Consider the following 22,293-nt stretch of genomic DNA (forward strand, 5'->3'; position numbering starts at 1 on the left):
CCTGCTTGCACAGTCGGGGATACGTGAATTCAGCATTGCTGGAGATGGTGGCTCATGCGCAACAATAGACAAATGAGCCAACCACTTCTCAGCATCCAGGGCCTGACCAAACGCTACGGCGACACAACGGTTGTCGATAACCTGTCGTTCAGCATCGCACCGGGTGAATGCCTGGGGGTGATTGGCCCGAATGGCGCAGGCAAGACCACCACCATACGCATGTGCCTGGGTCTGACCGCGCCCGATGCGGGTGAGATCACCTTCACGCCGGGAGGCGGCGTTTTGCGCATGCCGCAGGATGCACTGGCCATCAAGGAGAAGCTGGGCATCGTCAGCCAGTTCGACAGCCTAGACCCGGATTTCTCTTGTTCTGAAAACCTGCTGGTCTTCGGCCGCTATTTCGGCATGAAGGACGCAGTGATCCGTGAGCGCATTCCCAAACTGCTGGAGTTCGCGGCACTCACGCACAAGGCCGACGCCAAGCTCAGCGAGCTGTCAGGCGGCATGAAGCGCCGGCTGAGTCTTGCACGCGCACTCGTCAATGACCCGCAACTGTTGCTGCTCGATGAGCCCACCACCGGCCTGGACCCCCAGGCACGCCACCTGATGTGGGAGCGCCTGCAGCGCCTGGTGCAGCAGGGCAAATCGATTCTGCTGACGACCCACTTCATGGACGAGGCGGAGCGCCTGTGCAACCGCCTGCTGGTGCTGGACCACGGCAAGAAGATGACTGAAGGCACACCGCGTGAGCTCATCGCAGAAAACCTGGAGCCAGACGTGGTCGAGGTTTATGGTGCAGGTGCGCTTGAACTCGTCAACGCACCACTGAAGGCGCTGGCTTCGCGCACGGAAGTCAGCGGTGAGACGGTGTTCTTTTACACGCAGGATTCAAAAGCATTGATGAATGCACTGACCGAATACCCGAACCTGCGCACCTTGCACAGGCCTGCCAATCTCGAGGATTTATTTCTCAAGCTCACCGGCCGCCAGATCAGGGAGGATGCGTGATGTCCACCAACAACCCCTCGCTCTTTCGTGCGCCACGCATCAGCATGCGCTGGCTGCCCGTCTTCAGGCGCAACCTGCTGGTCTGGCGCAAGCTGGCCATTCCCAGCCTGGTCGGCAATATTGCAGAGCCGCTGATCACGCTGGTGGCTTTCGGTTATGGCCTGGGTGCACTGGTAGGCCAGGTGCAGCTCAATGGTGCGGCCGTGCCCTACATCCTGTTTCTGGCCAGTGGCTCCATCTGCATGAGCGCGATGAACGCGGCCTCCTTCGAGGCGCTGTATTCAGCCTTCTCGCGCATGCAGGTGCAGCGCACCTGGGACGGCATCATGAACGCGCCGGTTCAACTCGACGACGTGGTGTTTGCAGAAATGCTGTGGGCAGCTTTCAAGTCCCTCTTCACTACAACGGTGATTTTGCTGGTCATGCTCGCGCTGGGCATCAGCCACAGTCCCATGCTCCTGCTCTCCCTGCCCCTGCTGGGCCTGGTCGGCATCACCTTTTCATGCATCGCGCTTATCTTCAATGCGCTGGCCAAGGGCTACGACTTCTTCACCTATTACTTCACGCTCTTTTTAACGCCCACCATGTTCCTGAGCGGCGTGTTCTTTCCGCGTGACCAGTTGCCCGGCATCATGCGTGTGATCTCCGACTGGCTGCCACTGACAGCTGCAGTGGAACTCATACGCCCACTCTTCATGGGCCGCTGGCCGGCACATGGCCTGCAGCATTTGCTGCTACTGGTCGTCTATGCGGTAGTGGCTTTCTGGATTGCGCTGGCGCTGACGCGCAAACGGTTTCGTGGATAAGGATGAATGATGCAAAAGCTTGATGCCGATTCGCTCAAACAGCTAGCTGCGGCACGTAAAGGTACGGCCTGCAGCTGCCCGCTACGCCCGACGGCATGCTGGGAAAGCTTTACCGAAGACCGCTGGCCCAAGGCACAGATGACGGCCCTGGGCACTTTGCGTGACCCTGACATTTACGAGCCCACACAGCAAGAGTTTCACCCTGACGGTACGCGCTATGCGTCACCCGATGCACCGGTGGCAGTGAAGTTCTTTCCCTACAACGTGTGCGATGTGTACGGCTGCGGCAGCTGCCACAAGGTATTGCTCCGGTACACGGAATTCGGTGGCTATTACGTTGACCACCGCGTCAGGGCGCTTGATGCCGGGTTGATTCCCCAGGCAGATATCAAGACCTAGGCACCCGATCCAAGCAGCACCTTGCCGGTGTTGGGGCCGGCACTCATGGCTGCCAGAGCAGCCTTGAACCCGGCCAGAGGAAAGGCCGACTTGACTGGCAGATCTAGCCCGCCATCGGCCATGGCCTGCCAGATTTCTGATGTCATGCGGGGAACCGCTTCAGATGACCTCGACAGCCAGTAGTCAATGCCAAAACCTTTCCAGCTGAGGTTGCGGTAGATCATGTCCACGTTGGTGACCTGTGCTGCGGTGGTTTCCATCACGCCATAACTCACGATGGTGGCCCCCTGATGCATGGCAGGGAACACGCGCGTGATGGACTGCCCGCCGACACAGTCAAGCAGTGCCGCGATGGTTTGCCCTCCGGTCACCTCCAGGATGGATGCTGAGAGATCCACCACCTCCGTGGATACCACCGGAAACGGCAGCGTGATCTTTGCTGCGCCGCGAACGATGCCAATCACCTTGATGCCCTTGCGCATCGCCAGCCCATGAACCAGGCGCGCAATACCCGAGCTTGCGGCGTTCACCGCGATCCAGTCACCGGCCTTCACGTCCGCATCGTCCAGCAGGGCCCAGGCGGTCAAGGGATTCAGCGAAAACTGGCAGGCGCTGTCTGCTTCGATGCCATCGGGAACAGCATGTATTTTTGCAACGGGAACGCTGACGTATTCTGCCCAGGTACCGGGATGACGAAAGGCTACACGCGTACCCACAGCCAGCGAGACGCCCTCACCTGCAGCCACCACTTTGCCGCTGCCTTCAAGGCCGGCGACCTGCGGCAAAGCCGGTTTGATGCGGTAGCGGCCGCCGATGAACATCATGTCCGCCGGATGCATGGGACTCGCCTCAAGCTGCACAAGGACTTCTCCGGCGGCCGGCTCTGGAACACTGACGGTCTTCAAGGCCAGGACTTCTTCTGCTTTTCCGGCCGCGTCAAACACCAGGGCCTGCATTGTTGTTGCTGTCATTTTTCTCTCATGGTTTTAATGCGCGTTCAGAAACGCGCGTCAAGGCAAAAGTGCCATTTCTTTCAGGCGCTCCATCACCATGGGACGCCAGCCGCCCAGTGCGATGGTCCGCAGCAAAGGTGCATCGATCGGGTCGTATTGCCGGGAGGTACCTCGTGTGAGGTTTTCAAACAGACCGGTACGGAAGTTCACGCGCAGCTCGTCTCCGGTGTCGCATTCGCTGGTGACAGCTTCGCAATGCGGCAACATGGGCAGCCCGGCATTGATGGCATTGCGAAAGCTGCCGCGCGGAATGGACTCCACCACCAGCCCCATGCCTAAGCCCGCCAGCCCCAACAGGCCCTGTATGTGAGGATTGCCCTGCGCAAAACGCAGGCCGGCCACCATGATGTCCCCGGGCATGACCTTCGCTGCGAAGCTTTTGTCTATGCCGCACATCACGTGGTTCTTCAGCACCTCGGGGCGGATCTCGCGCGCTACGGCCAGTTCATGGCTCATCAGGTCACCGTCGACTGAAATGTTGTCGCCAAACTTCCAGCAGCGGCCACGGTAAACCCAGTTGAAACTGTTGACGTCACTCACAGGAATTCCCTCGGGTCGGTGATTTCGCCGACGATGGCCGATGCCGCTACCGTCATCGGGCTGGCCAGGTAAATCTGCCCGTCGTGGGGACCCAGTCGTCCGGCATCGTTTCGCGTACCCGTGTTGATGGATGTCTCGCCAGGGCCCAGTGTCCCGATCACGCCCCCGGCACAAGGACCACACCCGGGCTGCGTGGTCATCGCGCCTGCATCCGAGAAGACCTGCATGAGGCCTTCCGCGTAAGCCTTGGCGGCGATCTCCTGGGTGCCCGGCGTGATGATCATGCGCACAGCGGGTGAGAGCTTGCGTCCCCGCAATACACGCGCTGCATCGCGCAGGTCTTCGAGCGAGCAGTTGGCGCATGAGCCAATGAAGGCGTGCTGGATGGCGGTTCCCGCAACGGCGCTGATACCCACCACGTTGTCCGGGCGCGGCGGTGCGGCAACCTGGGGCTCCAGGCTTCCCATGTCAAAGTCAATCACGGCCTTGAACTGCGCATCTGCGTCGCTCGCGATCAGGGCCAGCGGGCCGCGAGCCCGCGCTGCAAGCATGCCGAGGATTTGCGCGTCGGGCTCGGCAATCGCAGACTTGGCGCCTATTTCAAGAGGTGTGTTGCACAGCGTCATGCGACCGCCAATGCCGATATCTTTCAAGGCCGGGCCGCCGTATTCGACCACGCTGTAATCCACCAGGTCCGCAGGCAGGTCAACCGTCAACCTCTGTGCAACGTCGCGCATGCTGGTGCCCGGCCTCAGCCGGCCATGCAGGTTGACGCGTACAGTCGGTGGAACCCGTATCCAGGCCGAGCCACAGGCCAGTACTTCGCTGATCTCCGTGACCATGGCGATGCCCAGGCAACCCACTGCACCGTAGTTGGTAACGTGTGTGTCGTAGGCGAGTACCAGCATGCCCGGCCGCACATAACCCAGCTCTATGGGGAACACATGACCATGCCCCCCCCGGCCGGCATCGTAAAAGTTTTCGATGCCGTAGCGCTGCACGATTTCGCGCACTGCCTTTTGCCGCTCTGATGCGCGCAGGCTGAGGGCTACCGGCTCGTGGTCGGTCGATATCAATACCTTTTCAGGGTTGCGTATCTGACTGACACCCAGGTCTTTCAAGGCCTTGTCGAAGTTGACGACATACCAGTCGTGGCAGGTGACCAGATCAGGTTCCGGGTAAATGGTGTCGCCGACGCTGACCGGACGGCCGGCGGCGCGCGACAGTATCTTTTCCGTGATGGTTTGGCCCATGATGTCTGCTGCTTCTTTCCTGTTCAGAGTTCCATGACACTTGCCAGGGATTCACCGGCGCGAAGCCGCGAATCGCGAAGCAGGTGCCTGCCTTCAAGTTCTGTGGCGCGCGCAACAACTGTGGCAATGTCCGCTGCAGCTATGACAACTACACCGTCTTCATCCCCAACGATGAAGTCACCCGGGTTCACTGTCACCTCACCCACGCACACCGGCACATTCATCCAACCCGCATGATTTTTAGTGGCGCCCCGCACGCTGGTGCCTGCCGCAAACACCGGAAAACCCAGTACATCGATTTCAGCAACATCGCGGATGGCGGCGTTGGTCACGCAGCCGGCAATGCCTTTTGCATGCGCTGCGATCGCCGATGTGCCGCCCCATATCGTCACGCGGGCGGTACCGCCAGCGTCAATCACCAGTACGTCGTCGCGCTGAGCCTTGTTGATGGCGTGAAAGACGCCGAGGTTGTCGCCCGGCAAGGTGCGCAAGGTAAAGGCAAAACCGGCCACACGTTTTCCGCCCGCCAGAGACCGGATATGCGGGGCCATGTCGCCGCGCTTGCCGGCTGCCTCGTACAGCGATGCAGCCGGCAGCGATTTCAACGCCTCCGGTATCGTTCTCGATGGGGCAGCGCCGGTGCTCATGCGACTTCGGCGGATTTCGCCGCCTGGATATCGATTGAAAACGCATCCCCGCTTTGCTGCACATGCCAGCCGGCCATCAGCTTGGCGTGCGCCGGAAGGATGTTCGAGTTGTTGGCCGCCGCCCGCCTGAGGACGTTGACGCGGGTGTTACGCGCCACATCCTGCAACTCGCACCAGCGGCTGTTGATGTCGGGGTGCAGGATCTGGATGGGTGAATGAATCACGTCACCGGTGAAAAGGTGTTCCACACCACCGGTGTTCAGCGAGTAAATCATGTTGCCTGGCGTGTGGCCTGGTGCGGCATGCGCGATCAGCCCGGCGGCTTCGTCACCGTCGTCCATGAACTTCGCAAGCCCCGCTTCAACAATGGGCATCACGCTGTCTTTCAACGGCTCTTCAAACACCTTGAGCAGGGTGCCCGCCTTTTGCCTCTCGCTGTAGACCTCCCAGTCGATACGCGGCAGGTAGTGCGTGGCATTCGGAAAGGTGGGTATCCAGCGGCCATCCACGAGTTTGGTGTTCCAGCCAACGTGGTCGCCATGCAGGTGTGTGCAAATCACGTGCTTCACCTGCTCTGGCTCTGCGCCAATCGCCTTCAACCAGTCAAGGACCGGGTTGTTGAGCATGTGCTGCGATGGGGCGGTGCGTTTTTTTGAGTTGCCCACGCCGGTATCGACGATGACAAAACCCCCGGCCATCTTCAGTATCCAGAGCTGGAAGGTAAAGACCAGCCGGTTGGTGACCGGCATGAAGTAGTCGGGGCTCATCCAGCCGAGGTTGCGCTCAAGCGATGCGGCAGGCACGCCGGGCAGCATCCACTGCGCGTCGTGCGTCGGGCCGTGAAATTCAATGACCTGGAAAAGCTCAACATCCTTGCTGAGCATGCGCGAATTCATCATGTTGTCTCCTTCATATCGGGACTGGCAACGCCATTTTGCGCGTAGACCACTCAAATTGACCAAATTGTAATATTGTCATGCCAGTATACCAAATGCGAGATTTCGCACAAGACCCTGACCACAAAACGGTTGATTGGAGATTTCTGGAGTGAGGTGGGCCGACGCCACGGCCTGCGAAAGTGGACGTGGTACCTACAAAGCTGGCAAAGCAGGAAGAGACGCCCTTGAGGGCTGTGCAGCGGCTAGTTTGCGGCTGCGGCGCGTTTGCGTTTGGGCTTTGCGACGGCCTCTTCAACCAGCACGCGGTTTACAAAGGCGCTGAAGTGCTGCGCATACAAGGTACTGGCAGCGCAGGCGGCATCCGGGTCACGCTGACGGATCGCCTGCACGATGGTGCGCATCTCGCCAATGGCCTCAGGCACCCTGTCGGGCTGGCGCAGGGACGACGCCCAGCACTGGCTGAGGCGTGCGTTGAGCCGCTTCAGGGTGGTCTGCAGCACTTCGCTGTGCGTGCCAGCGACAAAGGCATCGTAATAGTTGTGCTTGGCGCGGCGTATGGCCAGCGCATTACCGGTGCTGAAGGAGCTTTCAAAGGTCAGCAGCGCCGCTTCAAAAGCATCAATCTCGGACTCCAGGCCATGCTCCGCGAAGTACCTGGCGCAAAGGCCTTCCACCAGTATGCACAGGTCGCACAGCGCCTTGACTTCGAGCGGCGTCAGGGTGCGAACCACGGGGCCGCGGTTAGGTACGTTTTCAATCAGGCCTTCGGTTTCCAGCTGGCGAATGGCCTCGCGCAATGACGGGCGGCTGATCTGTAATGCCTCGCAGAGAGCCCGCTCAATCAGGCGCTCACCGGGCTTGTAGACGCCCTCAATGATTGCCGTGCGAAGTTTTTCAACGATCTGAGAGCGCAGCGGCGCGGGATTGCGCTCAATAAACATCCAGTCGTCGGTCATTGGGGTTTTGGCTTGCGAGGCTGAAAAGTGAAAAGTGACGTCATTATGAAAGATGTGCCAACAGCGGGCATAGAACAAATCCCCCAAACGAAACGGGCCGCCTTCAGGCGGCCCTTTTTGATGTACGCGTCAGTGCCTTATTCGACCGTGATGTTCTGGTCTTTCACCACCTTTTGCCAGCGATCTTCTTCACGCGAAAGCATGGCGGCAAGCTGGGCTGAAGTCATGGGCTTTTGCACTGTAACCCCACCGGCGGCCCTGACCTTGCTGGCATAGGCTTCTGAAGAAGTTGCCGCATTGATGGCCGCGTTAAGTTTTTCCACAATAGCTGGCGGCGTAGCTTTGGGCGCCATGATCACGTAGTTGATAACCGCGGTAAAACCCTTCATGCCCTGCTCATCCAGGGTAGGAACCTGTGGATAGCCAGGGTCACGCTGGGCGCCCGGCGTGCCGAGCACTTTCATCTTGCCCAATGCCACCTGCTGCATCGCGGCGAAGGTCATGAATCCATAGTCTAGCTGGCCGCTGCCGATGTCGATGAGTGCGGTCTGGAAGCTCTTGTAGGGGATGTGAACCGACTTCGTTCCGGCCGCCACATTAAAGACCTCGCCAAACAGGTGGATCGGGCTGCCGACCCCAGCCGAGCCGTAGGAGTATCTGCCCGGATTGGCCTTCAGCAGCGCAATGAAATCATGCAGGTTGTTGGCTGGCACGTTCATGGACACCACCAGCGGGTTGGCCACGGTGGCGACGTGGGCCACAGGCGCAAAGTCAAGGTTGCCTTTGTAGGGAAGCGTCTTTTGAATGGACTGAGGCACGATATTCGGGAAGGCCGCAACCATCAGGGTGTAACCATTGGGCGCAGCACGCGCCACCACGGATGCGCCCACCACCTGGCCAGCGCCGGGACGGTTGTCCACAATCACCGGCTGTTTCAGCGTGGTCGCCAGCTCATTGCCCACGGTTCGCGCAAACAGGTCTGCCAGCGTACCCGCCGTATAGGGAACGATGATGGTGATCGGTTTATCGGGGTAGGTTTGTGCCGCGCCGGGCACGTGCCAGGCAGCAGTCGCTGCGGCAAGCAGCCACGCCAAAAAAAATTTTGCAAGACGGTTATCTATTTTTCCATGCATGGGTCATCTCCATTATTTAGGGGTCTGAAACGCCGGGCAAGGCAATTTCAGTCATTTACACTCCCAAGTGCCAAATGGCAATCTTGTCATGCCATTTTGCCATCTTACCATTTCTCTTGTAAACTGGATTTCTTTAAAAAGAAGGAGATTTCATGGTTTACGAGATGAGGACTTACCAGATCAAGGTGGGTGAAATCGCCCGCTACCTGAAGCAGTTCGAAGAAAAGGGACTGCCGGTGGTGTCGCGTTACTGCAAGCTGGTGGCGTACTGGACCATAGACACCGGCGTGTTAAACCGCGTGGTGCACGTCTGGGAGTTTGAAGATCTGGAGGCACGCCGCAAGGCGCGCGAGAAATGGTGGGCTGACCCGGAGTGGATCAACGGCTATATACCGCTCGCATTGCCCCTGGTGGTGAGCCAGCAATCGGAATTGATGAGCGCCGCGCCGTTCTCGCCGATTCGCTGATCAGGGTTTGGCGGAATGGGATGAAGGCGCAACGCCAAGCAGCTTGGACAGGGCGGCGCCTTCCTTCAAAAGCGCCGCTGTAATTTTTGCCTCGACTTTTGCCGACAGCCTTGCCGTTGGCAGCGCCACGGCCAGAGAGGCAACAGGCCGGCCCATGCTGTTGAAAACCGGGCTGGCAATCGACGTAATGCCCAGCAGATATTCTTCGCGGCTATAGGCCAGGCCCGCTTCGCGCACATGAGCCAGGTCCTTGCGGATATCCGCCGCGCGCATCAGGGTGTTAGTCGTGTGGGCGACCGGCTTGTTCTTTGCGATGAAGGCGTCAACTTCGTCTGCCTCAAGAAAAGCCAGTACAGCTTTGCCCGCCGCACTCGCAAGAGTCGGCGTACGTTCGCCGATATTTAAGGCGTGCGCAAGTGGAGAAGGAGAACTTTCGGCGCAGACGATGACACCTGTTTCTTCTTTCGGGATCACCAGCGACGTGAACTCATTCACCGCCAGAAAAATTCGACGCACAAATGGCTCAGCCAGCCGAACGATATTCAGGTTCTTCAGATAGGCATTGGAAAGAAACAGAACCTGCGGGCCGATCATGTATTTGCCCGAGCCTTCTGAAAGCTGCAGATAACCGGGCAATTGCAGGTCACGCAACAAACTGGTCAGGCTGCTCTTGGGAATCTTCAGCGCCGCCGAAATTTCTGTATGCGTTGCGCCACTGGGGCGTTGCGCGATCAGGTCAAGAATTTCAAGCACGCGAAAAGCTGATTTGGCCATGGCGGTCGGGTGGTCCGGTAACTTTGTAGCGACAGATAGAACCAGGCTGGCTCAATAGCCTCGCATCGGTACTTCAGGGGCTCAGGCTGATGAGCCCCTGAAGAAATTTTAGCTGCCGCAAATTCACCCTGGCTTCATGCTGCCTTCAGCATGGGCCGCTGCTCGCGCAGCAAGGCTGCGGCCGCGTCTTCAACGGCAGTGCCAACAAAACAGTCGGGATTCATCGACAGATGCAGGCTGGCCGGGTTGACGAACGTCAGATCGCGAAGGTTGTCGAGGTCCAGCAGCTTGCCATCGACCAGGCTATAGGTTTCAGACAGGATGCTCTTCGCATCCAGCACGTCCCAGTGGCCGATGTCGGAACCAAACACCGCTTTGAGCTTGGCCCCTACCGGGTTCAGGCGGCGATTGAAAGCAACCGCGACCATGCGATCATCGGCCTCGCAACCGAAATAGAAGCGGTCTGTGAACAGGTGCTTGAGGTCATGCACCTCGTTCATCCCGCTGGCCGCAAAGTCATCCAGTTGCAGCGGGTCAATCGGTGCAGCGGTGATCATGTGGTGCGGCTCGGCACGTATGCGGCTGCCCGTGAGCCGCTCGTTACCATATTCGTTGAACAGCTTTTCCATCAAATCAAGATTGAGCGACTTGGGATTGAGGTTGTGGATCAGCCTGCGGTTGCGCTTTTCCCAGTGCTCAAAGATGTCGTTGATCAGTGTCTGCGCCCACGCCACGCCGCCCTCGAGAAAGCCGAAGTTCAATGTGGGAAACCTGTGCATCACGCCGCCAAAGAAAACAGAGCGGCAGAAAAATTCCGCCCCGGCGGCAAAACCGCCAAGATGGTTGAACACATAGTTGGTCGGTGATGCACGATGGGGAAACGTGCGACCGCCAAAACCTGGCGTATGGCCGATGGGCGCCACACCCAGGTCCACACAACGCTGCCAGAAGGGGTCATAGTCGAAAGGCGCATCCATGGCGATGGACTCCACCTGCACGCCGCCCCAAGGTGACGGACGGCGGATTTCCGTACCAATCATGGTCGACTTGAGGCCAAGCGTTGTCACCGCGTAGTCCATTTCGCGGATGGCCTCTTCCGGTGTGTAGGTCGGTATGACAGCGACCGGCCGAATGCGGTCTGTGACGCCATTGAACATCTCGGCATAAAGCATGTTGAGCGCCCGGCAGCTGGCCTGGCGCAATTCATCGTCGGCGATGTAGAGGTTGGTGATACCCGTTGTGGCATGCATGAAGGCGAAGTCGATGCCGGCTTCCTCCATGCGCGACTTGAAGAGCCGCGGCAGCATGGCCATAGCCCTGTCACTGGTATGCGGACCTGAGGGCAAGCCCCACCAGACATCACCACCCTTTGATTTTCCAAAGGTGTTTTTGCGCCACTCTTCAGAGCGCTGCACCATGCCGGCACCGCCGACCCGTTTGAGAAAGTCAAAAAAGGCAAAGTCGCACTCGACCATGTGCGCATCGCCATCAATGACGGGGTGATCAAGGCGCGCACGAACCTGGCCGCCGGGAAACTGGTTAAAGCCTGACATATCAAATCTCCTGTGGGTACTATTGGAATGAAACGCGCCTCATGCGGAGGCTCGCGGCATAGATGAAGCGGCTGTCACCGGTATATGCGGCCTGCCCTCTGCTTGTGCAGGCAGGCCGACCATCAGCGTGCCACCTTCCAGTCTGACGGGGTAGACCGGCAGACCAGCCTTGCACGGCGGGTTCATCGCCTGTCCGGTCCGGATATTGAATTTTCCGAAATGCAGCGGGCAGGTGACGGTTTCGCCTTCAACATGCCCGTCCGACAGACGCCCACGCAAATGCGTGCAGAAATCAGAGGTCGCAAAGAATGCTCCGTCAATGTTGAAGATGGCGATGTCTTTACCGCCCAGGGTTTGCTGGCGTACTTCGCCGGGCATCAGGCCTCGCGTGTCTACAGGATAAAAAACTGGATGGGGGTTCATGAGTCTCCTTTTGTGGCTTGTTTAAGTCGCTCATCTTGTTCTCATATAGGAACTTAATTCGTTAACAAGAACAAGTTTAAAACACCCACAAACTTGTTGTCAAGCCAACCCGCGCGCAGGCACGCTCCGGGCGCACACGGCTCCGGTCATCAAGAAATGGACTTCTATAAAAGGGAGATGCTTTTTGCCACGAGACACACCGGCTGTAACCCGTCTAGTCCCGGGCTACATGCGATGCATCGAATAGCAATTGAAATCAGGCAGGGATGGCGAATCGCGCCGTCAACTCACCCAACCCCACCTCTACAAGCACCTGTTGCAGGCGCTCACTGGCTGCGCGAATCTTGCGCACGTTGGACTGCAAGGGTTTGCTGGCAACGATGAGCTCATTTTTCATCGAATGCTCCCACCCCACCAGTTCAGTCACGGTCACGTCGTAGCCACTGGCCTCCAGCTGCAGGCAGCGCAGTACGTTGGTGATCTGGCTGCCGAACTCGCGCGTGTGCAGCGGATGCCGCCACAGCTCGGCCAGCGGGGTTTTTGAGAGGTTCAGCGTGCGGGTCTTTTTGAGTACGCCTGCCACCTCGGCCTGGCAGCAGGGCACCAGCACCATGTGCTGCGCGTTTTTGGCGAGGCCAAAGGCAATGGCATCATCTGTGGCCGTGTCGCAGGCGTGCAGCGCGGTCACGATGTCAATCTGCGCAGGCAACTCAGGCGAGGTTGTGGCTTCCTGAACCGTCAGGTTCAGGAAGGACATGCGTTCAAAGCCGAGGCGCTGTGCGAGTACGCGGGATTTCTCCACCAGCTCTGCGCGGGTTTCTATGCCGTAGATATGGCCGGTGGTTTTTTCACCCTTGTGCGCCACATTAAAAAACAGGTCATAAAGAATGAAGCCCAGGTAGGACTTTCCGGCTCCATGATCAGCGAGCGTTGCCGAAGGGTTCGAGGCCATGACCTGATTCATCAGCGGCTCGATGAACTGGTACAGGTGGTAGACCTGCTTGAGCTTGCGGCGTGTGTCCTGGTTGAGCTTGCCCTCGCGCGTGAGGATGTGCAGCTCCTTCAGCAACTCTATCGACTGCCCCGGCCGCAGCTCTTCAATCACCTGCGCTGGTTTTGCAGGCGGGTGGTGACGGGGCGGCTTTGTGGTTTTAGGCATGGGCTGCCAGTTTAGCGGGGCAGGCTTGCAGAGAGGCTTTCCGGGGTTATCCAGCCAGTCCCAAATAATAGATTGCACACAATTTAATTGTGTATTATAATAAAGCCATGCCAAACAAAACCGACGCTCTTCTGCAACTGGACAACCAGCTGTGTTTTGCGCTTTATTCCGCCTCGCTGGCCATGACCAGGGTCTACAAACCGCATCTTGACGAGATGGGTCTGACCTATCCGCAGTATCTGGCCATGCTGGCCCTGTGGGAGCGCGACGGCCTGATGGTGTCCGAACTTGGCGAAAAGCTCTATCTTGATTCCGGCACCCTGACGCCGCTGCTCAAACGACTGGAAGCGTCCGGCCTTATCACCCGCATCCGTGATGTGCAGGACGAGCGCCGCGTGCACATCACGCTGACCGCTGCAGGCCGCAAGCTCAAGACGCGCGCCGCAAAAATCCCCGCTTGTATTCTGAGTGCAAGCCAGTGCTCGATTTCTGAAATTTCCGATCTCACCCGGCAAGTCCAGGCGCTGCGCCAGCAACTTGTGGCCTGAGCCGGTTCACCTGTTTTTAACCCGCCCGCTCCAGGGCATTCACCCCAAGGAAGACACCATGACCACACTCGAAAAAGTCCTCTACACAGCCAAAGCCCACACCACCGGCGGCCGCGATGGCAAATCAAAGACCGATGACGGCCGTCTGGAAGTGACCCTGAGCTCGCCCGGCACCTCAGGCACCGGCACCAATCCCGAGCAGCTGTTTGCCGCGGGTTATGCCGCCTGCTTCATCGGCGCGATGAAGGCCGTCGGTGGCATGAAAAAGATTGCTGTCCCTGATGACGTGTCCATCGACTCCGAAGTCGACCTCGGCAAGATCCCCAACGCTTATGGCATCGGCGTGCGCCTGAACGTCACCCTGCCCGGCATGGACCGTGCAGAAGCGCAGGCGCTGATTGATGCCGCCCACCAGGTCTGCCCTTATTCGAACGCCACGCGCGGCAATATCGACGTGACCATTACCCTGAAGTAAGGGCTCCCACGTTCGTTCACTTCGTGTAACTCTCTGCCCCCCGAGGGGGCCGCCCGCCTGCGGCCCGGCAAAGCCGGTTCCGCGGCTTGAACCTGCAAAGACAAAGCCCAGCCCTTCAAACAGGCGGGCTTTCTTTATTGGGCCGACAATCGGCGTATGACCGACAACAACAATCAGGCAGCACCTTCGAACGAGACGCTGCATGCCTATGAACACCTGACACCCGACGTGGTGCTGGACGCGCTGGCAAGCGTGGGCCTGCACGGTGACGGGCGCCTGATGGCGCTGTCAAGCTACGAGAACCGCGTCTACCAGGTGCATCTTGAGCACAGCGTGGGCAAGGCTGCCGCTGCGGGTGACATTGTGGTGGTCAAGTTTTACCGGCCAGACCGCTGGACGGAAGTGCAGATCATTGAAGAACATGCCTTTGCGGCAGAGCTGATGGCCGCAGAGATACCGGTGGTGGGTGCATTGCAATTGCACAGCCACACTTTGCACCACTTCGGCGGCTTCAGCTTCAGCGTTTCGCCCAGCCGCGGCGGCCGCAGACCCGAGCTCGACAACCTTGAAGTGCTTGAATGGATAGGACGCTTTCTGGCGCGCATACACACCGTCGGCAGCGCCAAACCATTCACGCACAGGCCGGCACTTGACCTGCAGACCTTTGGCTACGCCTCACGTGACGTGCTGCTTAAGGGCGGCTACCTGCCACTAGACATGGAGTCGCGCTGGCTCAAGGCTTTTGAAGAGGCCATGCTGACAGCACAAGCCGTGTTTGAAAGCGCCAACGAGGTCAAAACGCTGCGGCTGCATGGCGACTGCCACCCCGGCAACATCCTGTGGACGCCCGAGGGCATGCCGGGCGCCGGCCCGCATTTTGTCGATCTTGACGATGCGCGCAGCGGGCCTGCCGTGCAGGATTATGGATGCTGGTTTCAGGCGACAGGGCGCAAAGCACGCGGCAGCTTGGTGCACTGGTCGATGGCTACGAAGAATTCCGCGAGTTCGACCGGCGTGAGCTTGCGCTGATAGAGCCGCTACGCACCTTGCGCCTGATCCACTACAGCGCCTGGCTGGCGCAACGCTGGCACGACCCGATCTTCCCGATCAACTTCCCGTGGTTCGGGTCAAGTGACTACTGGAAGGGCCAGGCTGACATGCTGGAAGAACAGAACGAAGCGATGCAGGAAGCACCGCTGATTGTTTGATTGCGTTGAGCGAGCATGGATTGCGGGTCAGGCCCGCAATGACAGATAAGACGAACTAGCGAACGGGATTCTCAAGATGCCCGATACCGTCGATCTCAACGCGCATCACATCCCCAGACTTCAGATACTTCGGCGGTTTGAAGCCAATGCCCACACCGACAGGCGTGCCGGTGGCAATCACATCGCCCGGATAAAGCGTGATGCCCGCTGAAAGCGTTTCAATCAGTTTGGGAATGTCAAAAATCAGGTCTGCCGTTGATGCATCCTGGCGGAGCTCGCCATTCACAAAACAACGCACACGCGTTTTGGCGCCGTCAAGCTCATCAGCACTCACCAGATAAGGCCCCATGGGGCAGAAGGTGTCAAACGACTTGCCCATGTGCCACTGCTGGTGCCGCATCTGCCAGTCGCGCGCCGTCACGTCATTGACGATGGTGTAGCCCCAGACATGCGACATGGCGTCTTTGGCAGCGATGCCCTTGCCGCCCTTGCCGATGATGACGGCGAGTTCGGCTTCGTAATCTATCGCGGTCGAAACCGACGGCATTTCAACCACCGCATCAGGCCCGACCACACACTCAGGCACCTTGGTGAAGATGATGGGGTCGGCGGGAATGTCACCGCCAGATTTGGCGCTGCTGTCAAAGCCACTGCCCGCAAATTCCTTTGCGTGGGCGTAATAGTTTTTGCCGACGCAAAAAATATTGCGGCGCGGTTTTGGCAACGGCGCAATGACTTTCACATCAGCCAGCGCAATGGCCGGCAGCAACTTCGGCAAGGCATCGCCGCGTACCTGCATCTCGACGATGGGCAGCGCACCCAGTGCGCGCTGCGCCTGGGGTAAATCAAAGGGCTGAACCTGCAGCAGGTCGCTAGAGACAAGGCCGACGCCGCTCTGGCCGTTGTGTTCAAAGGCAACAATTTTCATGGTTTCGGTGTCTTGTCTCTGCGGTGCCGGCAGTCGCCGGCGCCTGTGTTGAAGGTGCGTTTTTTGGATGCGTCTCAGGGAATGCGATGCCCCCTGAAATTCAGCCAGATGTTAGCATGCCATGAATAAATTTCCATTGTATGCAAAGGATTGCACAACCTGGAAAACAACGCCTTTCAAAAGGAGACAAGACATGAAGCGCAGACCCCTGCTCGCCTCGGCATTTGTTGCCGCCATTTCGCTTTCCACCAGTCCTTTCGTCGTCGCACAAAACGCCTGGCCGACAAAGGCCATCACCATGGTCGTGCCCTTTCCGCCCGGCGGTCTTGCCGACCTGGTGGCGCGCCCTGTGGCAGAGGCCATGTCGCGTGACCTGGGCCAGCCGGTGGTGATTGAAAACAAGGCCGGTGCAGGCGGCGGCATAGGCATGAGCCAGGTCGCCAAGGCCAGGCCCGACGGCTACACCATACTCATGGCGCTGTCATCACTGACGGTGCTGCCTGAAGCCGATGTGGTGCTGCAGCGGCCACCCATGTTTGCGCTTAGTGACCTGCGCCCCATCGCCCGTTACACCGCCGACCCAACCGTGCTGGCCGTGCGTGCCGATGCGCCCTGGAAGACAGTGCAGCAGTTTGTAGACGACGCGAAGAAACGCCCCGGCGCCATCAACTACGGCTCATCAGGCAACTACGGCACCATGCACGTGCCCATGGAAATTCTGGCGCAGAACGCCAGCATCAGGATGACACACGTCCCCTTCACCGGCGCCGGCCCCGCCGTGGTGGCGTTGCTGGGTGGGCAGATTGATGCGGTATCTACCGGCCCGGCCACCGTGTTGCAGCAGGTCAAGGTCGGCAAGATACGCGTGCTGGCGCACTGGGGTACGGCGCAACTCGGCGCACTGCCCGATGCGCCCAGCCTGAAAGACGCCGGCTACAACGCCGAATACGCACAGTGGTCAGGCCTCTTCATTCCGAAAGACGTGCCTGAGCCGATTGCCCAGCGCCTGCGCGCAGCCGCCAGGGCCGCAGCACAGGATGCGAAGGTGAAGGAAGTCATTCTCGGCGCGGGCAGCCCGGTGCAATACCAGGACTCCTCGGATTTTAAAAAATATGTGCAGGCCGATGCAGCCCGGATGTCAGCCGTGGTCAGACGCATCGGTAAGGTCGAATAGAAAAACCATCACATCAAAACGAAAGAGACATCATGAATTTCAAACCTTCCATCCTGCTGGCTGGCACAGTCGTCGCCGCCCTGTTCGCCACCTCGGCTACCGCTCAAAGCTACCCCAGTAAAGCGGTGAAGATCATCGTGCCATTTGCAGCCGGTGGCCCGGCCGACAACTATGCGCGCTTCATTGGCAAGGGCCTGCAGGATGCCCTCGGCCAAAGCTTTGTGGTGGAAAACCGGCCTGGTGCTGGATCGGTGATTGGAACCGATGCCGTGGCCAAGTCGCCAGCCGACGGCTACACGCTGCTGATGATGTCCAACACCCAGACCGTGAACGAAACGCTGGTACAGGGCAAGCCCTACCAGCTGATGCGCGACTTTGTCCCGGTGGCTCCGATCAACTATTCAGACCTGGTGCTGGTAGCCAACCCCGGCACGTCATTTTCAAACCTCAAGGACCTGACGGCCCAGGCCAAAGCCAGGCCCGGCAAGATCAACTATGCGTCGTCGGGTACCGGCACGCCGTACCACATGGCCGGCGAACTGTTCAAAAGCATGTCGAGTGTTTACCTCGTGCACATTCCCTACCGGGGCAGCTCGGGCGCGCGCACCGACGTGATCGGCGGGCAGGTCGAGGTGATGTTCGACGCCGTCACGACCATGGTCGAGCAGATCAAGGCCGGCAAGGTCAAGGCGATTGCCACCACTGGCAAGGTGCGCTCGGACGTGCTGCCCGATGTGCCCACCATGAGCGAGGCCGGCCTGCCCGGCTACGAGGCTACCATCTGGCTCGGCCTGATGGCGCCCAAAGGCACGCCCAAAGACGTGGTGGACAAACTCAATGCGGCGGTTTCAAAGATTGCCGGCCAGCCGGACGTGAAGCAACTGTGGAACAAGCAGGGTGCCGTTCCGATGGTGATGACGCCTGCCGTGTTTGACAAATACATGCAGGATGACATTGCCAAGTGGGCGCGCGTCATCAAGAACGCCAACATCAAGGCAGACTGATTTGGACGCCATTCGAATTTTCAGCGGCGGCGCGGCACAAGGCCTGATCACCCGGCTCAAGGACGGCTTTACCCAGAAGTCCGGTATCAGCGTGGACGGCACCTTCGGCGCTGTCGGCATGATGAAAGACAAGCTGCTGGCCGGCGAGCCTTGCGACATCATGATCCTCAGTGATGCGCTGATCAATGAACTGACGGGCAGTGGTGATCTGGTTGCAGGAACCGCGCAGGCACTGGGTGCCGTCAAGACCGGGGTGGCGGTGAAGACTGGCGAGAAGGCAGTCGATGTCAGCAACCAGGATGCACTGAAGGCCGCGCTGCGCGCAGCACGCGGCATTTACTTCCCCGACCCCATCAAGGCGACAGCCGGCATCCATGTGATGAAGGTGCTGAAAGCGCTCGGGCTGGATGTTGAACTCGCCGACCGCCTGCGCCCGTACCCCAACGGCGCAACGGCCATGAAGGCCATGGCTGAATGCGCAGAGGCAGGCCTGATTGGCAGCACGCAGGCGACCGAAATCCTGTTAACCAAGGGTGTCGAACTGGTTGCAATGCTGCCCAAGGAGTTTGAACTGGCCACCGTCTACACCGCAGCAGTCTGTACCAAGGCAGGCCAGCCCCAAGTCGCGCGTGATTTGATCGCGATGCTGGCGAGCGCAGAGTTTTCTGCGCTGCGCCGGGATTGCGGGTTTGAGGCCTGAGTCTTAAACGAGGAGCGCATTAACGCGCTTGACGTAAGCCGCCGGATCAGCCGGCATGCCACCCTCAGCCAGCAATGCCTGGTCAAACAGGATGTTGGCGAGGTCGGCAAAGTTGGCCTCATCCGTCGTACCTTCAAGCTTCTTGACCAACGGGTGCTGGGCATTGACTTCAAGAATCGGCTTGACCTCAGGCACGGCCTGACCGGCCTGTTTCAACATGCGTGCGAGTTGGGTAGACATGTCGCCGTCCTGAACCACCAGGCAGGCGGGTGAATCGACCAGGCGCGAGGTGGCGCGCACATCTGTCGCCTTGTCTTTCAGCGCTTCCTTCAGCTTGTCGAGCACGGGCTTGAACTGGGTCTGCGCTTCTTCTGCAGCTTTCTTTTCGTCTTCGTCCTGAAGCTTGCCGAGGTCAACCGCGCCTTTGGCGACGGACTGCAGCGGCGTGCCGTCGAAGTCGTGCAGGTAATTCAGCGCCCATTCGTCGACGCGGTCGGCCATCAGCAGGACCTCAATGCCCTTCTTGCGGAAGATCTCGAGTTGCGGGCTGTTCTTTGCAGCGGCCAGGGTGTCGGCGGTGATGTAATAAATCGCGTCCTGGCCTTCTTTCATGCGGGCCTTGTAGTCGGCAAAGCTGACAGTCGCGGTGTCGGTGGTGGACGATGCAAAACGCAGCAGTTTGGCCAGGCGTTCGCGGTTGGCAAAATCTTCGCCCAGGCCTTCTTTCAGCACAGCGCCGAACTCGGTCTGGAAGGTCGCAAACTTTTCAGCGTCATTCGTCGCCATGTCCTCGATCATGGACAGCACGCGCTTGGTGCAGCCTTCACGAATCGCCTTGACGGCGCGGCTTTCCTGCAGCAGCTCGCGTGAGACGTTGAGCGGCAGGTCAGATGAATCAACCACGCCCTTCACAAAACGCAGATAGGTGGGCATCAGCGCCTGGGCATCGTCCATGATGAAGACGCGTTTGACGTAGAGCTTGACGCCCGCCGCCTTGTCGCGGTTGAACATGTCCATGGGCGCTTTTGACGGAATGAACAGCAGCTGCGTGTATTCGGTCGAACCTTCGACGCGGTTGTGCGTGGTGGCCAGCGGCGCGTTCTGGTCGTAGCTGATCTGTTTGTAGAACTCGTCGTACTGGTCCTGCGTGATGTCTTTCTTGGCGCGCGTCCAGAGCGCTGCGGCCTGGTTGACGGTTTCCCATTCGCCGGTCTTGGCCATCTCGCCGGGCTGGTCGTTTTCACCTTCCTTCCACTCTTCCTTTTCCATCATGATGGGCAGGGAGATGTGGTCGGAGTACTTGTTGATAACGCCCTTGAGCTTCCAGGCGTTGAGGTAGTCCTCGGCCTCTTCCTTCAGGTGCAGGGTGATGCTCGTGCCGCGCTCTAGACGTTCGATCTGCGCGACATCGAACTGGCCAGTGCCGTCGCTGGTCCAGCGCACGCCTTCGCCTGCTGGCAAACCGGCGCGCCGGCTTTCAACGGTGATCTTGTCGGCGACGATAAAGCCCGAATAAAAACCCACGCCGAACTGGCCGATGAGCTGCGCGTCGTTCTTCTGGTCGCCCGAGAGTTTGGCCATGAAATCGCGCGTGCCGCTCTTGGCAATGGTGCCGAGGTTGTCAATCGCTTCCTGCTGCGACAGGCCAATGCCGTTGTCGGTGATGGTCAGGGTCTTGGCGGCCTTGTCGAAAGTGACTTTGACTTTCAGCTCGGGGTCGGATTCATACAGGCCGGCATCGTTGAGCGCCTCAAAACGCAGCTTGTCGCAGGCGTCTGATGCGTTGGAGATCAGCTCGCGCAAAAAGATCTCGGGGTTGGAGTACAGCGAGTGCGTGACCAGCTTGAGCAACTGGGCGACTTCGGCCTGGAAGGACAGGGTTTGTGACATGGCGGTTTGTGGCATGGAAGTTGGTGACATGGTGAATTGAGACATGTATATCTGTTGTTACGAATGGAAATTGCCAGTAGTACTAATTAGTTATGTTACAACTTTAAAGACAATTGTTACAATCAAACAAACCACGTTGACAGGCTGAAATTTGGCTGAAAATCAATTAATTCAATAGCTTGCCGTGAACAAGTGGACAAATTCCGACGCTGTTACAAGTTACAAATGTTTTAAAAACACGCAACCGGTTACAGTTCAGTCACATTTCAATTTTGTCTGTTCTTGTCCCCCCAATCGGAGAAAAGTCGTGAAACAACTTGTAAAGCTCATTTTAGTCGCCGCCTTCGGCATCGCCAGCCTTGTGACAGCCCCTGTTCAGGCGGCCAATGACTCGGCCACCGTCAACGTGACCGTCAGTCTGACGTCCAAGTGCGTTTTTGGCGCTGTGACGGCACTTGCATTCACCTATACCTCGTTTGGCGCATTGGCCAACGGCACCGGCGGCAGCTTTAACATGAAGTGCACCAACACCATGCCGTACAAAATCGGTTTCAGCAATGCAGCCACCCCCGCAGCGACGCTGGCGGTTACGGATACGGCAACCAATCTTGCCTACACCCTGGGTGTGTCGGCAGCTACCGGCACGGGCAGTGGCGTTGACCAGGCCTACTCGGTTACCGGTACCATGGCGGCTGGCCAGGCAGGCACCTGTTTGACCGCAGCTTGTACGAACGGCGCCGGTGTCGCAAGCACCATCTACGTCGTTTATTGATTGTTTCCAGACAGGTCCTGACGCCGTCAACGCCCCCAGCACATGAACAAACTGAACCGCAGTTTCTGGCTGAGCGCCTTCATGAGCCTGTGGGCAGGCATTGCGGTTGCCGGAACCAGTTCGGGCTTGTTCACTGTCACCATCAGACTGAACAATCCGAACGCCATTGAACCCGCCCCGGTCACGGGCATTAGTGAACCGGTCACGGGCGGTAGCGTGGCGGTTGTGCCCCCCCCGGTCACGGGCGGCAAGGCGGCGGTTGCGTCGGACGTCTGCGTCAACCAGACCTTGAGCGAGCAAACCAACTCCCTGGTGCAGGTGATCTGCACAACCGGGCAGTTTGTCAGCATCACCCCCTTGCCGGGTAAACCCTTTGTGGGCACCCATGGCGGTGCTTTCCGTTACAGCGTGAACGCCAACAACGTCTCCAGCGTCACCATGTTTAACGCCAACGGCGCAAACAACGGAGCTGGCACGGTCACTGCATTGCGTATTTACAACGCGAATGGTTCAGATGGCCCTCTGGAGATGCTGGTCAGTTTTTAAGCCGGGCTGTGGCTGTTA

24 protein-coding genes and 1 pseudogene are annotated in these 22,293 nt (G+C 58.8%); 12 read left to right on the forward strand and 13 right to left on the reverse strand.

Annotated elements, in window-relative coordinates; genetic code table 11:
* Window positions 1-72 precede the first annotated feature (72 nt).
* The 3 genes from HYX42_RS18365 to HYX42_RS18375 are packed head-to-tail and all read left to right on the forward strand — an operon-like array spanning window position 73 to window position 2,213.
* Complete coding sequence (locus HYX42_RS18365) at window positions 73-1,008, forward strand: ATP-binding cassette domain-containing protein (protein ID WP_293405802.1); 936 nt, start codon at window positions 73-75, stop codon at window positions 1,006-1,008.
* On the forward strand, window positions 1,008-1,814 hold the full coding sequence (locus tag HYX42_RS18370) for an ABC transporter permease (RefSeq protein WP_293405804.1): 807 nt from the start codon (window positions 1,008-1,010) through the stop codon (window positions 1,812-1,814). Before HYX42_RS18365 ends, HYX42_RS18370 begins: the two co-directional genes overlap by 1 nt.
* Window positions 1,815-1,823: 9 nt before the next feature.
* Window positions 1,824-2,213 carry a hypothetical protein gene (locus tag HYX42_RS18375; RefSeq protein WP_293405806.1) on the forward strand — a complete coding sequence of 130 codons (390 nt, stop codon included), beginning with the start codon at window positions 1,824-1,826 and terminating at the stop codon, window positions 2,211-2,213.
* Here the strand turns inward: HYX42_RS18375 and HYX42_RS18380 are convergent.
* The 7 genes from HYX42_RS18380 to HYX42_RS18410 form a co-directional block, all read right to left on the reverse strand.
* Entirely contained in the window at window positions 2,210-3,184 is a 975-nt protein-coding gene (locus HYX42_RS18380) for a zinc-dependent alcohol dehydrogenase family protein (protein WP_293405808.1), read from the reverse strand. The genes HYX42_RS18375 and HYX42_RS18380 overlap by 4 nt on opposite strands.
* 39 nt (window positions 3,185-3,223) lie before the next feature.
* Window positions 3,224-3,766 carry a hypothetical protein gene (locus tag HYX42_RS18385; protein ID WP_293405811.1) on the reverse strand — a complete coding sequence of 181 codons (543 nt, stop codon included), beginning with the start codon at window positions 3,764-3,766 and terminating at the stop codon, window positions 3,224-3,226.
* On the reverse strand, window positions 3,763-5,019 hold the full coding sequence (locus HYX42_RS18390) for an aconitase/3-isopropylmalate dehydratase large subunit family protein (protein ID WP_293405813.1): 1,257 nt from the start codon (window positions 5,017-5,019) through the stop codon (window positions 3,763-3,765). Before HYX42_RS18390 ends, HYX42_RS18385 begins: the two co-directional genes overlap by 4 nt.
* 23 nt (window positions 5,020-5,042) lie before the next feature.
* Complete coding sequence (locus HYX42_RS18395) at window positions 5,043-5,666, reverse strand: RraA family protein (protein ID WP_293405816.1); 624 nt, start codon at window positions 5,664-5,666, stop codon at window positions 5,043-5,045.
* Window positions 5,663-6,565 (reverse strand): MBL fold metallo-hydrolase, encoded by a 903-nt coding sequence (locus HYX42_RS18400; protein WP_293405818.1) that lies wholly within the window; start codon window positions 6,563-6,565, stop codon window positions 5,663-5,665. Before HYX42_RS18400 ends, HYX42_RS18395 begins: the two co-directional genes overlap by 4 nt.
* A gap of 242 nt (window positions 6,566-6,807) precedes the next feature.
* Window positions 6,808-7,521, reverse strand: coding sequence for a GntR family transcriptional regulator (locus HYX42_RS18405; RefSeq protein WP_293405820.1), 714 nt, complete (start codon window positions 7,519-7,521; stop codon window positions 6,808-6,810).
* Window positions 7,522-7,658: 137 nt separating this feature from the next.
* Window positions 7,659-8,654, reverse strand: coding sequence for a tripartite tricarboxylate transporter substrate-binding protein (locus HYX42_RS18410; protein ID WP_293405823.1), 996 nt, complete (start codon window positions 8,652-8,654; stop codon window positions 7,659-7,661).
* A gap of 152 nt (window positions 8,655-8,806) precedes the next feature.
* Between HYX42_RS18410 and HYX42_RS18415 the strand changes: the two genes are divergently transcribed.
* Window positions 8,807-9,121, forward strand: a complete 315-nt coding sequence (locus tag HYX42_RS18415; protein ID WP_293405825.1) for an NIPSNAP family protein — start codon at window positions 8,807-8,809, stop codon at window positions 9,119-9,121.
* On the opposite strand, the gene HYX42_RS18420 is transcribed toward HYX42_RS18415, so the two are convergent.
* From HYX42_RS18420 to HYX42_RS18435, 4 genes are all read right to left on the reverse strand, one after another.
* On the reverse strand, window positions 9,122-9,895 hold the full coding sequence (locus HYX42_RS18420) for an IclR family transcriptional regulator (protein ID WP_293405827.1): 774 nt from the start codon (window positions 9,893-9,895) through the stop codon (window positions 9,122-9,124).
* Window positions 9,896-10,029: 134 nt separating this feature from the next.
* Entirely contained in the window at window positions 10,030-11,448 is a 1,419-nt protein-coding gene (locus HYX42_RS18425) for an amidohydrolase family protein (protein ID WP_293405829.1), read from the reverse strand.
* A 39-nt stretch (window positions 11,449-11,487) separates the two neighbouring features.
* Window positions 11,488-11,871 carry a non-heme iron oxygenase ferredoxin subunit gene (locus HYX42_RS18430; RefSeq protein WP_293405831.1) on the reverse strand — a complete coding sequence of 128 codons (384 nt, stop codon included), beginning with the start codon at window positions 11,869-11,871 and terminating at the stop codon, window positions 11,488-11,490.
* A gap of 256 nt (window positions 11,872-12,127) precedes the next feature.
* Entirely contained in the window at window positions 12,128-13,030 is a 903-nt protein-coding gene (locus HYX42_RS18435; protein ID WP_293405833.1) for an SAM-dependent methyltransferase, read from the reverse strand.
* 107 nt (window positions 13,031-13,137) lie between these two features.
* On the opposite strand from HYX42_RS18435, the gene HYX42_RS18440 reads away from it, so the two are divergent.
* From HYX42_RS18440 to HYX42_RS18450, 3 genes and pseudogenes are all read left to right on the forward strand, one after another.
* Window positions 13,138-13,578 (forward strand): MarR family transcriptional regulator, encoded by a 441-nt coding sequence (locus HYX42_RS18440; protein WP_293405835.1) that lies wholly within the window; start codon window positions 13,138-13,140, stop codon window positions 13,576-13,578.
* A gap of 58 nt (window positions 13,579-13,636) precedes the next feature.
* Complete coding sequence (locus tag HYX42_RS18445) at window positions 13,637-14,053, forward strand: organic hydroperoxide resistance protein (protein ID WP_293405837.1); 417 nt, start codon at window positions 13,637-13,639, stop codon at window positions 14,051-14,053.
* 156 nt (window positions 14,054-14,209) lie between these two features.
* A pseudogene (locus tag HYX42_RS18450) lies at window positions 14,210-15,261 on the forward strand (serine/threonine protein kinase).
* A 55-nt stretch (window positions 15,262-15,316) separates the two neighbouring features.
* On the opposite strand, the gene HYX42_RS18455 reads toward HYX42_RS18450, so the two are convergent.
* The gene (locus HYX42_RS18455) at window positions 15,317-16,189 is read right to left on the reverse strand and encodes a fumarylacetoacetate hydrolase family protein (RefSeq protein WP_293405839.1); all 873 of its coding nucleotides are present in this window, start codon (window positions 16,187-16,189) and stop codon (window positions 15,317-15,319) included.
* 193 nt (window positions 16,190-16,382) lie between these two features.
* On the opposite strand from HYX42_RS18455, the gene HYX42_RS18460 reads away from it, so the two are divergent.
* From HYX42_RS18460 to HYX42_RS18470, 3 genes are read left to right on the forward strand one after another with little or no spacing between them, the layout of a single operon-like run.
* Window positions 16,383-17,363, forward strand: coding sequence for a tripartite tricarboxylate transporter substrate binding protein (locus HYX42_RS18460; protein ID WP_293405841.1), 981 nt, complete (start codon window positions 16,383-16,385; stop codon window positions 17,361-17,363).
* A gap of 32 nt (window positions 17,364-17,395) precedes the next feature.
* Window positions 17,396-18,367 (forward strand): tripartite tricarboxylate transporter substrate binding protein, encoded by a 972-nt coding sequence (locus HYX42_RS18465; protein WP_293405843.1) that lies wholly within the window; start codon window positions 17,396-17,398, stop codon window positions 18,365-18,367.
* Window position 18,368: 1 nt separating this feature from the next.
* A complete protein-coding gene (locus HYX42_RS18470) occupies window positions 18,369-19,067 on the forward strand; it encodes a substrate-binding domain-containing protein (protein ID WP_293405845.1) in 699 nt (232 codons plus the stop codon).
* A 3-nt stretch (window positions 19,068-19,070) separates the two neighbouring features.
* Here HYX42_RS18470 and htpG read toward each other — a convergent pair whose 3' ends face one another.
* Window positions 19,071-20,957 (reverse strand): molecular chaperone HtpG, encoded by a 1,887-nt coding sequence (gene htpG, locus HYX42_RS18475; protein ID WP_293405983.1) that lies wholly within the window; start codon window positions 20,955-20,957, stop codon window positions 19,071-19,073.
* A 307-nt stretch (window positions 20,958-21,264) separates the two neighbouring features.
* Between htpG and HYX42_RS18480 the strand changes: the two genes are divergently transcribed.
* Together HYX42_RS18480 and HYX42_RS18485 are read left to right on the forward strand one after the other, a co-directional pair.
* On the forward strand, window positions 21,265-21,729 hold the full coding sequence (locus HYX42_RS18480) for a spore coat protein U domain-containing protein (RefSeq protein WP_293405847.1): 465 nt from the start codon (window positions 21,265-21,267) through the stop codon (window positions 21,727-21,729).
* Between the two features lie 42 nt (window positions 21,730-21,771).
* Window positions 21,772-22,275: a hypothetical protein gene (locus tag HYX42_RS18485; protein ID WP_293405849.1), complete on the forward strand. Its 504-nt coding sequence runs from the start codon at window positions 21,772-21,774 to the stop codon at window positions 22,273-22,275.
* The last annotated feature ends 18 nt before the right edge of the window (window positions 22,276-22,293 follow it).

Origin of the sequence: Polaromonas sp. (genome assembly GCF_016185115.1) — a bacterium.
GTDB lineage: Bacteria > Pseudomonadota > Gammaproteobacteria > Burkholderiales > Burkholderiaceae_C > Polaromonas.

Bases quoted from the DNA above. Each gene is read 5' to 3' on its own strand.
- HYX42_RS18365 (WP_293405802.1), top strand. From the start codon at position 73: ATGAGCCAACCACTTCTCAGCATCCAGGGCCTGACCAAACGCTACGGC.
- HYX42_RS18370 (WP_293405804.1), top strand. From the start codon at position 1,008: ATGTCCACCAACAACCCCTCGCTCTTTCGTGCGCCACGCATCAGCATG.
- HYX42_RS18375 (WP_293405806.1), top strand. From the start codon at position 1,824: ATGCAAAAGCTTGATGCCGATTCGCTCAAACAGCTAGCTGCGGCACGT.
- HYX42_RS18380 (WP_293405808.1), bottom strand. From the start codon at position 3,184: ATGACAGCAACAACAATGCAGGCCCTGGTGTTTGACGCGGCCGGAAAA.
- HYX42_RS18390 (WP_293405813.1), bottom strand. From the start codon at position 5,019: ATGGGCCAAACCATCACGGAAAAGATACTGTCGCGCGCCGCCGGCCGT.
- HYX42_RS18395 (WP_293405816.1), bottom strand. From the start codon at position 5,666: ATGAGCACCGGCGCTGCCCCATCGAGAACGATACCGGAGGCGTTGAAA.
- HYX42_RS18400 (WP_293405818.1), bottom strand. From the start codon at position 6,565: ATGATGAATTCGCGCATGCTCAGCAAGGATGTTGAGCTTTTCCAGGTC.
- HYX42_RS18405 (WP_293405820.1), bottom strand. From the start codon at position 7,521: ATGACCGACGACTGGATGTTTATTGAGCGCAATCCCGCGCCGCTGCGC.
- HYX42_RS18410 (WP_293405823.1), bottom strand. From the start codon at position 8,654: ATGCATGGAAAAATAGATAACCGTCTTGCAAAATTTTTTTTGGCGTGG.
- HYX42_RS18415 (WP_293405825.1), top strand. From the start codon at position 8,807: ATGGTTTACGAGATGAGGACTTACCAGATCAAGGTGGGTGAAATCGCC.
- HYX42_RS18420 (WP_293405827.1), bottom strand. From the start codon at position 9,895: ATGGCCAAATCAGCTTTTCGCGTGCTTGAAATTCTTGACCTGATCGCG.
- HYX42_RS18425 (WP_293405829.1), bottom strand. From the start codon at position 11,448: ATGTCAGGCTTTAACCAGTTTCCCGGCGGCCAGGTTCGTGCGCGCCTT.
- HYX42_RS18430 (WP_293405831.1), bottom strand. From the start codon at position 11,871: ATGAACCCCCATCCAGTTTTTTATCCTGTAGACACGCGAGGCCTGATG.
- HYX42_RS18435 (WP_293405833.1), bottom strand. From the start codon at position 13,030: ATGCCTAAAACCACAAAGCCGCCCCGTCACCACCCGCCTGCAAAACCA.
- HYX42_RS18440 (WP_293405835.1), top strand. From the start codon at position 13,138: ATGCCAAACAAAACCGACGCTCTTCTGCAACTGGACAACCAGCTGTGT.
- HYX42_RS18445 (WP_293405837.1), top strand. From the start codon at position 13,637: ATGACCACACTCGAAAAAGTCCTCTACACAGCCAAAGCCCACACCACC.
- HYX42_RS18455 (WP_293405839.1), bottom strand. From the start codon at position 16,189: ATGAAAATTGTTGCCTTTGAACACAACGGCCAGAGCGGCGTCGGCCTT.
- HYX42_RS18460 (WP_293405841.1), top strand. From the start codon at position 16,383: ATGAAGCGCAGACCCCTGCTCGCCTCGGCATTTGTTGCCGCCATTTCG.
- HYX42_RS18465 (WP_293405843.1), top strand. From the start codon at position 17,396: ATGAATTTCAAACCTTCCATCCTGCTGGCTGGCACAGTCGTCGCCGCC.
- htpG (WP_293405983.1), bottom strand. From the start codon at position 20,957: ATGTCACAAACCCTGTCCTTCCAGGCCGAAGTCGCCCAGTTGCTCAAG.
- HYX42_RS18485 (WP_293405849.1), top strand. From the start codon at position 21,772: ATGAACAAACTGAACCGCAGTTTCTGGCTGAGCGCCTTCATGAGCCTG.